At 70.5% G+C, this 11,754-nt stretch carries 11 protein-coding genes; 4 read left to right on the forward strand and 7 right to left on the reverse strand.

Going from position 1 to position 11,754, the window contains the following annotated elements; translation table 11 throughout:
• Positions 1–6: 6 nt before the first annotated feature.
• The 3 genes from KBZ10_RS01525 (at position 7) to pknB (ending at position 5,018) form a co-directional block, all read left to right on the forward strand.
• Complete coding sequence (locus KBZ10_RS01525) at positions 7–1,404, forward strand: FtsW/RodA/SpoVE family cell cycle protein (protein ID WP_210985602.1); 1,398 nt, start codon at positions 7–9, stop codon at positions 1,402–1,404.
• Entirely contained in the window at positions 1,401–2,861 is a 1,461-nt protein-coding gene (locus KBZ10_RS01530) for a penicillin-binding protein 2 (RefSeq protein WP_210985603.1), read from the forward strand. The genes KBZ10_RS01525 and KBZ10_RS01530 overlap by 4 nt, the downstream gene beginning before the upstream one ends.
• Before the next feature lie 168 nt (positions 2,862–3,029).
• Positions 3,030–5,018 carry a Stk1 family PASTA domain-containing Ser/Thr kinase gene (gene pknB / locus KBZ10_RS01535; protein WP_210985604.1) on the forward strand — a complete coding sequence of 663 codons (1,989 nt, stop codon included), beginning with the start codon at positions 3,030–3,032 and terminating at the stop codon, positions 5,016–5,018.
• A 217-nt stretch (positions 5,019–5,235) separates the two neighbouring features.
• On the opposite strand, the gene KBZ10_RS01540 is transcribed toward pknB, so the two are convergent.
• From KBZ10_RS01540 to KBZ10_RS01560, 5 genes are all read right to left on the reverse strand, one after another.
• Positions 5,236–5,964 (reverse strand): class E sortase, encoded by a 729-nt coding sequence (locus KBZ10_RS01540; RefSeq protein ID WP_210985605.1) that lies wholly within the window; start codon positions 5,962–5,964, stop codon positions 5,236–5,238.
• 30 nt (positions 5,965–5,994) lie between these two features.
• Positions 5,995–7,572, reverse strand: a complete 1,578-nt coding sequence (locus KBZ10_RS01545) for a class E sortase (RefSeq protein WP_307847114.1) — start codon at positions 7,570–7,572, stop codon at positions 5,995–5,997.
• On the reverse strand, positions 7,569–8,222 hold the full coding sequence (locus KBZ10_RS01550; RefSeq protein WP_210985607.1) for an aminodeoxychorismate/anthranilate synthase component II: 654 nt from the start codon (positions 8,220–8,222) through the stop codon (positions 7,569–7,571). The genes KBZ10_RS01545 and KBZ10_RS01550 overlap by 4 nt, the downstream gene beginning before the upstream one ends.
• The gene (locus tag KBZ10_RS01555) at positions 8,219–8,392 is read right to left on the reverse strand and encodes a hypothetical protein (RefSeq protein WP_210985608.1); all 174 of its coding nucleotides are present in this window, start codon (positions 8,390–8,392) and stop codon (positions 8,219–8,221) included. The genes KBZ10_RS01550 and KBZ10_RS01555 overlap by 4 nt, the downstream gene beginning before the upstream one ends.
• Before the next feature lie 118 nt (positions 8,393–8,510).
• On the reverse strand, positions 8,511–9,296 hold the full coding sequence (locus KBZ10_RS01560; protein ID WP_210985609.1) for a DUF881 domain-containing protein: 786 nt from the start codon (positions 9,294–9,296) through the stop codon (positions 8,511–8,513).
• 151 nt (positions 9,297–9,447) lie between these two features.
• Between KBZ10_RS01560 and crgA the strand changes: the two genes are divergently transcribed.
• Positions 9,448–9,702 carry a cell division protein CrgA gene (gene crgA / locus KBZ10_RS01565; protein WP_210985610.1) on the forward strand — a complete coding sequence of 85 codons (255 nt, stop codon included), beginning with the start codon at positions 9,448–9,450 and terminating at the stop codon, positions 9,700–9,702.
• Positions 9,703–9,976: 274 nt separating this feature from the next.
• On the opposite strand, the gene KBZ10_RS01570 is transcribed toward crgA, so the two are convergent.
• Both KBZ10_RS01570 and KBZ10_RS01575 read right to left on the reverse strand, forming a co-directional pair.
• Positions 9,977–10,876, reverse strand: a complete 900-nt coding sequence (locus KBZ10_RS01570) for a rhomboid family intramembrane serine protease (protein ID WP_210985611.1) — start codon at positions 10,874–10,876, stop codon at positions 9,977–9,979.
• Positions 10,877–11,007: 131 nt separating this feature from the next.
• Entirely contained in the window at positions 11,008–11,541 is a 534-nt protein-coding gene (locus tag KBZ10_RS01575) for a peptidylprolyl isomerase (RefSeq protein ID WP_210985612.1), read from the reverse strand.
• Positions 11,542–11,754 lie beyond the last annotated feature (213 nt).

Below are 11,754 nucleotides of genomic sequence, written 5' to 3' on the forward strand. Positions count from 1 at the left end.
CCAGCCATGAGCAGTTCCGCCACCACCACCACCATCGGGCCGATGGGAGCACCGAGCCGGCGCAACACCGAGCTCGCGCTGCTCGTCTTCGCCGTCCTCATCCCCGTCTTCGCCTACGTCAACGTGGGCCTGGCGAAGGAGGGCACCGTCCCGGCGGGCGTCCTCGGCTACACCGCGGGCCTCGGCCTGCTCGCGGGCATAGCCCACCTCATGGTGCGCAAGTTCGCCCCGTACGCCGACCCGCTGATGCTGCCGATCGCCACCCTCCTCAACGGCCTCGGTCTGGTGCTGATCTGGCGCCTGGACCTGGAGCCGAGCATCACCACCCCGCAGCTCGGCGGCGCGATGGCGCCCGGCCAGCTGATGTGGTCCACACTCGGCGTCGCCCTCTTCCTGGGTGTGCTGTTCTTCCTCAAGGACCACCGGGTGCTCCAGCGCTACACCTACATCTCCATGGTGGTGGCGCTGATCCTGCTGGTCCTGCCGATGTTCTTCCCGGCCCGCTTCGGTGCCCGGATCTGGATCACCATCCCGGGCGTGGGCTCACTGCAGCCCGGCGAGTTCGCCAAGATCATCATTGCGGTCTTCTTCGCCGGCTACCTCATGGTCAAGCGGGACGCCCTCGCCCTCGCCAGCCGCCGCTTCATGGGCATGTACCTGCCGCGCGGCCGGGACCTCGGCCCGATCCTCGTCATCTGGGCGCTCAGCCTGATGATCCTGATCTTCGAGACCGACCTGGGCACCTCCCTGCTCTTCTTCGGCCTCTTCGTGATCATGCTGTACGTGGCCACCGAGCGCACCAGCTGGGTGGTCTTCGGCCTCACCCTGAGCGCGGTGGGCGCCGTCGCGGTGGCGTCCTTCGCCTCCCACGTCCAGCGCCGGGTCCACAACTGGCTGAACCCGCTGGAGCTGCTGAACGGCGGGGTCACCGAGACCGCGCAGGCCATGTACACCTTCGGCGCGGGCGGCATCCTCGGCTCCGGGCTCGGCCAGGGCTACTCCCGGCTCATCGGCGGCATCGCCCCCAAGAGCGACTACATCCTGGCCACCGTGGGCGAGGAGCTGGGGCTCACCGGCGTCATGGCCGTCCTGATGCTCTACGCCCTGCTGATCGAACGCGGGATGCGCACCGCCCTCGCGGCCCGCGACCCATTCGGCAAACTGCTGGCCGTGGGTCTCGCCGGCGCCTTCTCTCTCCAGGTCTTCGTGGTCGCCGGCGGCGTCACCGGCCTGATCCCGCTGACGGGCATGACCCTGCCGTTCCTCGCCCAGGGCGGCTCCTCCGTGATCGCCAACTGGGCTCTGGTCGCGATCCTGCTGAGAATCAGCGACACCGCTCGCCGCCCGGCCCCCGCACCGGCACCGTCCACCGACGCCGAGATGACCCAGGTGGTCCGAACGTGAACAAGCCTCTCCGCCGCGTAGCCATCTTCAGCGGCCTGCTCATACTGGCCCTGCTGATCCGCGTCAACTGGGTGCAGTTCGTCCAGGCCGAAGAACTCCAGAGCGACAAGCACAACCGCAGGGTCGCCATCGAGCGGTACAGCGTGCCACGCGGCGACATCATCGTGGACGGCAAGGCCATCACCGGCTCCACCACCACCGACAGCGGTGACTTCAAGTACAAGCGCACGTACAAGAACGGCGAGATGTGGGCGCCGGTCACCGGCTACGCCTCCCAGGCGTTCGGTGCCGACAAGCTGGAGAACCTCTTCGACGGCATTCTCACCGGCAACGACGACCGACTGTTCTTCAGCCGGACGATCGACATGTTCACCGGCGAGGAGCAGACCGGCGGGCAGGTCGTGACCACCCTCAACTCCAAGGCGCAGAAGGCCGCGTTCGAGGGGCTGGGGAACAAGAAGGGCGCCGTGGCGGCCATCAATCCGTCCACCGGGGCGATCCTCGCCCTCGCCAGCGCCCCGAGCTACGACCCGTCCGACATCGCCGGGATGGGCACCAAGGACCAGGAGAACTACCAGAAGCTGCTCAAGGACCCGGACCGGCCGATGAACAACCGGCCGCTGCGCGAGACCTTCTTCCCCGGTTCGACCTTCAAGGTGGTCACGGCGGCCGCGGCGCTCGAGCACGGTCTGATCGACGACATCGACGCCAAGACGGACACCCCCGCCCCGTACTTCCTCCCGAACACGCGGACCGAGCTGAAGAACGACGGTCCGCACCCGACGTGTGAGAACGGATCCCTGCGGGAGGCCCTGCGGGTCTCCTGCAACACGGTCTTCGGCAAGATCGGCGCCGAACTCGGCCGGGACAAGCTGGTCGAGACCGCCGAGAAGTTCGGCTTCAACAACGCCGAGATCGACACCCCGGTCCGGGCCGGCCGCAGCAACGTCTCCACCGAGATGGACAAGCCGCAGACGGCGCTCTCCGCCATCGGCCAGTTCGAGACGGCCGCCACCCCGCTCCAGATGGCCATGGTCGCCGCCGCCGTCGCCAACGACGGCAAGCTGATGAAGCCGTACATGGTCGATCAGCTGCAGGCGCCGAACCTCAACGTCGTCGAGCAGACCAGCCCCGAGGAGATGAGCCGGCCGCTCTCGCCGGAGAACGCGCAGAAGCTGCAGTCCGCGATGGAGACGGTGGTCGAGAACGGCACCGGCACGGCGGCACGGATCCCCGGCGTGACCGTCGGCGGCAAGACCGGTACCGCTCAGCGCGGCGTCGACAACAGCGAGAAGCCGTACGCCTGGTTCATCTCCTACGCCAAGACGGACGAGGGCTCCCCGGTCGCCGTGGCCGTCGTGGTCGAGGACTCCGACGCGGCCCGGGGCGACGTCAGCGGCGGCGGGCTGGCGGCCCCGATCGCCGAGGACGTCATGCGGGCCGTGCTCGGCAAGTGATCTCGGTCACGCCATGAAGCGATCCGCCCTTCTTGTCGTACCGGTCGTGTATCAGCTCGCCCTGACGCCCGGACCGCGTAAGACGCGCCGGGTACGGTATGCCCGGACAGCACACCGCCGGGCCCCATGTCGGTGCGGTCGGGAATGACGGAGAGGGCTGGAGAAGCTATGGAAGAGCCGCGTCGCCTCGGCGGCCGGTACGAGCTGGGCTCGGTGCTCGGCCGTGGTGGCATGGCCGAGGTGTACCTCGCCCACGACACGCGCCTCGGCCGTACCGTCGCTGTGAAGACACTCCGGGTGGACCTCGCCCGCGACCCGTCGTTCCAGGCCCGGTTCCGCCGTGAGGCCCAGTCGGCCGCCTCCCTGAACCACCCGTCCATCGTCGCGGTCTACGACACCGGCGAGGACTACGTCGACGGTGTCTCCATCCCGTACATCGTGATGGAGTATGTCGACGGCTCCACCCTGCGGGAGCTGCTGCACTCCGGGCGCAAACTGCTGCCCGAGCGGTCGCTGGAGATGACCATCGGCGTCCTCCAGGCGCTGGAGTACTCCCACCGGGCCGGCATCGTCCACCGCGACATCAAGCCCGCGAACGTCATGCTGACCCGCACCGGTCAGGTCAAGGTGATGGACTTCGGCATCGCCCGGGCCATGGGTGACTCCGGCATGACCATGACGCAGACCGCCGCCGTCATCGGCACCGCCCAGTACCTCTCCCCCGAGCAGGCGAAGGGCGAGCAGGTCGACGCCCGCTCCGACCTCTACTCCACCGGCTGCCTCCTCTACGAACTCCTCACGGTGCGGCCGCCGTTCGTCGGCGACTCGCCCGTGGCCGTCGCCTACCAGCACGTCCGCGAGGAGCCGCAGCCGCCGAGCACCTTCGACCCCGAGATCACGCCCGAGATGGACGCCATCGTCCTCAAGGCGCTGACGAAGGACCCCGACTACCGCTACCAGTCCGCCGACGAGATGCGCGCCGACATCGAGGCCGCCCTCGACGGCCAGCCCGTCGCCGCCACCGCCGCCATGGGCGCCGTCGGCTACGGGGCCTACGGCGCGGACCAGCCCACCACGGCCCTGCCCGCCCAGGGGGCGGGCGGCCAGACGAGCATGCTGCCGCCGATGCGCGAGGACGACGGCGGCTTCGGCTACGACGAGCGGCCCGACCGGCGCCGCGGCGCCGCCAAGAAGTCCAACCTCTCGACGATCCTGCTCGTGGTCGCGGGACTGCTGGTCCTGATCGGCGCGATCTTCATCGGCCAGGCCCTGTTCAGCGGCAGCCCCGACGACGACCGCGCCGTCCCCAACCTGATCGGCAAGTCGCTGAAGGAGGCCGAGCAGCGGACCGCCAACTCCGACCTGGAGCTCGCCGAGGGCGGCAGCGAGCCCTGCGAGAGCGGTGAGAAGAACACCGTCATCAAGCAGTCGCCGGAGCCGAAGACCGAGGTCCCCAAGGGCGACACGGTCACGGTGACCCTCTGCTCCGGCCCGGAGAAGATCTCCGTCCCCAACGTCATCGGGGCCGACTTCGACCAGGCCAAGTCCGAGCTGGAGGACAAGGGCTTCGAGAACATCCAGCGCAAGGACGTGGTCTCCGAGCGCGAAGCGGGCACGGTCGTCGAGCAGTCCCCCGAGGCGGGCAGCGAGCGGGCGAAGGACGTGACCATCACCCTCTCCGTCGCCAAGGAGGCGGAGAAGTCCACCGTCCCGGACCTCACGGGCAAACGGCCGGACGAGGCCAAGACGATCCTCGAGGGCGTCGGTCTGGTGCTGGGCCAGCAGAGCGAGGTCGAGTCGGACGCCCAGCCGGGCACCATCGTCTCGCAGAGCTTCCAGCCGGGCGAGCAGGTCGCGGCGGGCTCGACCGTCAACATCCAGATCGCCAAGGCCGCCGAGCAGTTCCCCATGCCGGATGTGAAGGGCCAGAGCGTCAAGGACGCCAAGAAGACCCTGCAGGACGCGGGTCTCACCATCGGCGGCTTCACCGGACCGGACGACGACAAGGCCGTGGTGTTCAACAGCTCGCCGGCCGCGGGTGAGCAGGTGAAGAAGGGCCAGGCCGTCACGCTCGTCACCATCGGCGGCGACCAGGGCGACAACGGCGGCGGCGGCTTCGGCGGCTTCTTCGGCGGAGCCGGCGGCGGCTCGGACTAGCCCCGGCCGCGCAGCCCCCGGCCGCGGCGGCCCTTCCCGTCACCGGAAGTCCCCGGCACCCCTCGCGGGTGCCGGGGACTTCTCGTGAGCGGCCGGCGCCCGGTGACGCAACCGGCGGAGTGCGGCCGGGCGGACAGAGGCACGGGCGGGGTGCGGTCCGCGGACCGTGCGCGCGCCGCGCTCAGGCGCCCGGTGTGCCGGGGGCGCTCCCGCGGGCTCAGCGCAGTTCCTCCGGCGGGGTGCGGTCCGCGTCGACCTTCTCCGTGCGCTCCAGCTCGGCCCAGACGATGTAGCGGTAGTCCGAGGTGTAGACCGGGGTGCAGGTGGTCAGCGTCAGATAGCGGCCGGCCTTCTTCTTGCCCGACGCCTCCGGGATGTGGGCGAGCACGTCCACGTTGTACTTGGACGTCTGCGGCAGCTTCTCGTAGACCCGGTACACGTACCAGGTGTCGCGGGTCTCGAAGACGACCGGATCGCCGTCGCGCAGCTTGTGGATGTTGTGGAACTTGGCGCCGTGGCCGTCGCGGTGGGCGGCGAGCGAGAAATTGCCCTGCTTCTTCCAGGGCATCGCGGCCTTCACCGGGTCCGTGTAGTAGCCCGCGACGCCGGCGTTGAGCTCCTCGGTGCCGGTGCCCTCGGTGACGAGGATCGCCTCCTCCTCCATCGCCGGGACGTGGAGGAACCCGATGCCGTCCTGGGTGTCGAGCGCACCGGGACCACCCGACCAGCGGTCACGGATCTCCTGGCTCTTGCGGCCCGCCTCGCGGTCGGCCAGCACGTTCGTCCACCACAGGGAGTAGACGACGAACAGGCCCAGCACCAGCCCCGCGGTGATCAGCAGTTCGCCGAGCACGCCGACCACCGCGGCCACCCGCCCCCTGCGGCGCGGCCGGGCGGCGGGCCGGCGCACCCCGGTCTGTTCATCGTGTTCGGTCGTGGCTGCCACGGCGTCCCCGTCGTCCGTTCCGCTCGGTCCTCAGCCGACGAGCGCGTCGGGCTTGCCCTCGCTGCGCGGCCGTTCGTCGACCATCTTGCCCCAGACGATCATCCGGTACGTACTGGTGAACTCCGGGGTGCAGGTGGTGAGGGTGACGTACCGGCCGGGCCCGGTGAAGCCCGACTGCTTCGGCACCGGCTCGATCACGCTGATGTTGGACGGCGGGGTCTGGGGGAGGATGCTCGCCATCGCGTAGGTGTAGTAGGTGTCCCGCGTCTCGACGATGATCTCGTCGCCCGGCTTGAGCTTGTTGATGTAGCGGAACGGCTCGCCGTGGGTGTTGCGGTGCCCGGCCACCGCGAAGTTGCCCTGCTCGTCCCAGGGCATGGCCGTCTTCAGCTTGCCCTCTCCGTAGTGCCCGGCCATGCCGCGGTCGAGCACCTTGTGCTTGTCGATGCCCTCGGCGATCGGAACCTTCACATCCAGTTTGGGGATGTACATGATCGCGAAGCCCTCGCCGGGGGAGAAGACGCCCGGGTCCCGGTTCTCCGCCTTCTCGCCGCCGCCCTTGTCCCACTCCTCCTGGAGGTTGCTGGCGGCACCGCCGGCCTGCTGGTTCGCCAGGACGTTCGTCCACCACAGCTGGTACGTGACGAACAGCAGCATCAGCACGCCGACCGTGATGAACGTCTCACCGAGCACCCGGCTCGCGATCACCCCGGGACTGTCCTTGCGGGCCCGCGCCAGCCGGCGGGCCTCGACCCGCGAACACGGCGCCGCGGCGGCCCCTGTTCCGCTGCCCGCGGCGGTGGCCGGCGCGGCGCCTGCCGCCGCTGCCCCCGCTGCCGTCCCGCGGGCCGCGGCGGTTCCGGGGCGACGGGCGCGCCGGCCACTGCCGTGCCGTCCGCCGCCGCTCTGCGCGGCCTTCCGCCGGGCCGCCCGGCCCCCGGTGACCGGGGGTGCCGCGGAGGGTGGTGCGGCGCCGCCGCTTCCCGGGTCCGTCCTCGGGAGGTCGGCGATCCGCAGGGCCACCGTGGCCTCGTCGGCGGGCGGTTCCGGGGCGCGCAGCGTCACCGTGCGGTCGTCGCCGGGCGCGGAGCCGGGGGCTTCCGGGGCGGACCCCGAGACGACGGCCAGCCCGGCGGTGAAGGGGCTCGGGGCCCGCCGCTGCGTCCGCGGCTCCGGGGCGGCACCGTAGGGCTCCCCGAGGGTGTCCGTGGAGGCGTCCGCGGGGATGTTCCCGTAGCCGCCGTACACCGGGCCCGCCGGGGGCTCCGGAGGGTCGTCCAGCGCGCCCAGGGGGTCCGTCACGGCCCGGAAGGCGGGGCTCCGGGGATACGCCTCGGCCGGGAACTCCTCGTGCGGGCGGGCCGCCGGAGGGGCGTACGGATCGTCGTAGCGCCCGGAGTGGCCGGGGACGGTGTGCCTCTCGCCGTATCCGGGCGCCGTGCCTCCCCCGCCGTGGAAGCCCCGGCGCGGGCCCGGGAGCGGGTCGTTCAGCGGGTCGTGCGGACCGTCGGCCGCCGCCGGGTACGAGCCGGGCTCGTCGTACGGCGGGGTCCCGCCGCCCTCGTACGGGGCGCGGGAGCTGTCCCGTTCGGGGCGGAGGGCGGTCACGCGGCGGCCTTGCCGACCACCGGCGCGAGACCCACCGACCGTTCCACCGCGCCGCCGTCCCCGCACGCCGCGAGCCAGTTGGCCAGCATCCGGTGCCCCCATTCGGTGAGAACCGACTCCGGGTGGAACTGCACTCCCTCGACCGGGAGTTCCCGGTGGCGCAGTCCCATGACGATGCCGCTCTCCGGGCCGTCCCCGCCCGTCCAGGCGGTGATCTCCAGCTCGGCGGGCACGGTGATCTGTTCGACCGCGAGCGAGTGGTAGCGGGTGGCCGTGAAGGGCGAGGGCAGATCCCGGAAGACGCCCTCACCGCCGTGATGCACCGGGGAGGTCTTGCCGTGCAGCAGTTCGGGGGCCCGCCCGACGACGCCGCCGAAGGCCACCGCCATGGACTGCATGCCCAGGCAGACGCCGAAGACCGGGACGCCGGTGTCCGCGCAGTGGCGCACCATGTCCACGCAGACGCCCGCCTCTTCGGGGGTGCCGGGACCCGGTGAGAGCAGGACGCCGTCGAAGCCGTCCCGGGCGTGGCCGAGCTCCACCGCGTCGTTCCGGACCACCTCGCACTCGGCGCCGAGCTGGTAGAGGTACTGGACGAGGTTGAAGACGAAGCTGTCGTAGTTGTCCACCACGAGGATGCGCGCGGTCACCGGGAACCACCCCCGTTGTCCACCGTCACATCGCCGAACGGCAGCAGGGGCTCCGCCCACGGGAAGACGTACTGGAACAGCACGAAGACGATCACCAGCACGAGCACGAGCGAGAGCAGTGCCCGCACCCATGTGTTCCCCGGCAGCTGCCGCCAGATCCAGCCGTACATGCTGACCCTTTCCGATCGGTGCACCGACCAGAGTAAGGGGAGCCGGGCCCCGGCCGGGGGCCAGCGGGCGAAAGCCCTCCTTCCGATTGACGCCGCGGGGGCCCGGCCCCGGGAGCCGTCACTTCTCCACCGGGGTCGCGTACTGGAGGTCGACGGTGCCGGCGTGGCCGCGCAGGGTCACCGCGTCGTGCCGCTCGACCTCCCAGCCGAGGCCGTACGCGTCCACGTAGCGGAGGTAGTTCTCGATCGCCGGGGAGTCGTTGAGCGCCTGCTGGAGGCCCTCGGTGTCGCCGACCGCGGTGACCGTGTACGGCGGCGAGTAGACCCGGCCCTGCAGGATCAGGGTGTTGCCCACACAGCGGACCGCGCTGGTGGAGATCAGCCGCTGGTCCATGACCCGGATGCCCTTCGCCCCGCCCCGCCAGAGGGCGTTGACCACGGCCTGGAGGTCCTGCTGGTGGATGACGAGATCGTTGGGCTGGGGGTCGGGGGCGCCGGGGGTGCGGGCGGTGGCGTCCGGCGGGGCGTCGGTGAGAGTGACGGTCAGGCCGGGTCCGCTGACCTTCTTGGTGCCGGCCGCCCTCTCCAGGCCGTCCAGCTTCCGGTCCTGGGCCTCGGTGCTGCCGTCGTCGCGCCGGGCCAGCCGGTCGATCTCCGCGCGAACGGCGGCGGACTCGTCGTCGAGCCGGGCGTTCTCCCGGCTGCGCTCCTGGATGAGGTCGGAGAGTTCCAGCAGGGAGTCGTCGGTCCGGAGGTTGGTACCCTGAGCGGTATCGAAACTGGTCCAGAACAGCAGGCCGGCCAGGGCGAAGATGCCTGCCGTGAGGAGCCGTACCGGATGCCATGCCGGCCTCCGGGGCGCGGGGAGGCGGGGTTGAGAAGCGGGATCCGCCGGATTGCTCACCGTACCCTTATCTCCTTCGAAGCCGCGGAAGCACTACGCTAACGGACGCGCCCGGGGGAGCAAGTGTCCCCGTCGCTCTCAACCCGGCTCAACCCGGCCGACAGCCCAGATCCCTGCGCGGCCGCACAGCGCATCGACAGGAGAGTCTCTCGTGCCGAAGTCACGTATCCGCAAGAAGGCCGACTTCACGCCGCCTCCGGCGAAGCGGAACACCGTCAAGCTGTCGAGCGGCCGCAGCTGGGTGGCGCCGCTGATGCTGGCCCTGTTCCTGATCGGGCTGGCCTGGATCGTGGTGTTCTATGTGACGACCGGTGACATGCCGGTCGAGTCCCTCGGCAACTGGAACATCGTGGTGGGCTTCGGCTTCATCGCGGCGGGGTTCGTGGTCTCCACGCAGTGGAAGTAGCGGTCGGCGACAGTGCCGGTCAAGCTTTGCCCACACGTTGTCCACAGAGTTATCCACAGCAGGGGAAAAGATATGAAGAGCTGTGGATAACTCGGACCGGCGGGGCGTCGATACGACTGCCCCGTTGTCGTACAATCCGCGGTCCGGACAGCAAAAGAGCAGGTCAACCAGGTGTTGACGGAGAGTGCCCGCCCGGCCGCCAACACTGTGCACAAGATCCCGCACCCGCTGTGGACAACGGCCGTCACCCTGCGGAAAACCCCCGCCCCGGGGGCTACCCCAGAAGCTGCAGGGTGCGGACCCAGACCACCACGGCGATCACCAGCAGCACCGCCCCGCAGGTCAGCCACTGCACCAGCTCGCGCCGGCCTCGCGGGGCGTGCACCATGCCGAACGCCACGGCGGCACCGGCCACCAGACCGCCGATGTGCGCCTGCCAGGCGATATTGGCCCAGGTGAAGGTGATGAACAGGTTCAGCGCCAGCAGGATCGCCACCGGGCGCAGATCCTGGTTCATCCGCCGCATCAGCACGACCGTGGCGCCCAGCAGACCGAAGATGGCGCCGGAAGCGCCCAGCGACGGCTGGTTCTGAGCCGCGAGCAGATAGGACAGGGCGCTGCCGCCGAGGGCGGACAGCAGGTAGAGCGCCAGATAGCGGACCCGGCCCAGAGCCGCTTCCAGTGGCCCGCCGAGCCACCACAGCCCGAGCATGTTGAACGCGATGTGCATCGGCTGCTCGTGCAGGAACGCCGAGGTCAGCAGTCGGTACCACTCGCCGTCCGCGACGCCGACCACCTCGCCGGTCCCCCGGTTCACGGCCAGGCCGATCATGTCGAGCGAGTCGATGAACCGGTCCTGGATCACCAGGGCCGCGATCCAGACCGCCACGTTGACGGCCAGCAGGATCTTGGTCAGCAGCCGCGGGTCGGCGGCCTGCACTCCCCCGGCTATGGTGCGCGGCCGGTTGGCGCCGGGCGCATGCCCCGTACCGGAGCCGCTCCGCACGCAGTCCGGGCACTGGAAGCCCACCGAGGCACTGATCATGCAGTCCGGGCAGATGGGCCGCTCACAGCGGACACAGCTGATGCCGGTCTCGCGGCCCGGGTGCCGGTAGCAGCTGGGCAGGCCGCTCTCGGCCGCGGGCCGTTCCGGACTTCCCGGCGCCTGCTCCATCGTTCCCCCTCGCTCCGGCGGGTGCTGCGGTTGTTGCGGTCCTGCGGTTGTTGCGGCCCTGCGGGTGTGCGGTCCTGCGGGTGGTGCTGCCGTACGGCGGTGCGGCGCCCCGGATTCCGCCGGACGCCGTTTCAGCCCTCGCGGGTCTCCACGACGACCGATTCGATCACCACGTCCTGCACCGGGCGGTCGGTGCGCGGGTTGGTGGGGAGCGCCGCGATGGCGTCCACGACCTTCTGCCCCTCCGGGTTCGCGACCTCGCCGAAGATGGTGTGCTTGTTCGTCAGCCACGCGGTGGGCGAGACGGTGACGAAGAACTGCGAACCGTTGGTGCCCGGGCCGGCGTTGGCCATGGCCAGCAGGTAGGGACGGTCGAACGAGAGGTCCGGGTGGAACTCGTCCCCGAACTCGTAGCCCGGACCACCCGTGCCGTTCCCCAGCGGGTCCCCGCCCTGGATCATGAAGCCGCTGATGACCCGGTGGAAGACCGTGCCGTCGTAGAGGCGGTCGGTGGTCTTCTTGCCGGTCCGGGGGTGCGTCCACTCACGCTCGCCCCGGGCGAGCTCGACGAAGTTCTTGACCGTCTTCGGGGCGTGGTTCGGCAGCAGCCGCACCTCGATGTCTCCGTGGTTGGTCTTCAGGGTGGCGTAGAGCTGCTCGGCCACGATCTGCCTTCCGTAGTTCTCACTGACGCCTCCGATCCTCCCACGCCCCGCCCCGCCGCGACGAGCAGCCGCCGTTCCGGCCGCCTCCCGGCACCCCACCCGGATGCGCGTCACCGCGTGCCGCGCCCCGGCACCGCGGGCATGATCTCTCTTCGGGTGGATAGGCGAACTGCGTCCCTACTGGGGGATCCCCCAGGCACCCGTGTTCCACCA

The sequence above is a fragment of the Streptomyces sp. F63 genome, from assembly GCF_018070345.1.
Taxonomy (GTDB): domain Bacteria; phylum Actinomycetota; class Actinomycetes; order Streptomycetales; family Streptomycetaceae; genus Streptomyces.

Bases quoted from the DNA above. Each gene is read 5' to 3' on its own strand.
- KBZ10_RS01525 (WP_210985602.1), top strand. From the start codon at position 7: ATGAGCAGTTCCGCCACCACCACCACCATCGGGCCGATGGGAGCACCG.
- KBZ10_RS01555 (WP_210985608.1), bottom strand. From the start codon at position 8,392: ATGTACGGCTGGATCTGGCGGCAGCTGCCGGGGAACACATGGGTGCGG.
- KBZ10_RS01570 (WP_210985611.1), bottom strand. From the start codon at position 10,876: ATGGAGCAGGCGCCGGGAAGTCCGGAACGGCCCGCGGCCGAGAGCGGC.
- pknB (WP_210985604.1), top strand. From the start codon at position 3,030: ATGGAAGAGCCGCGTCGCCTCGGCGGCCGGTACGAGCTGGGCTCGGTG.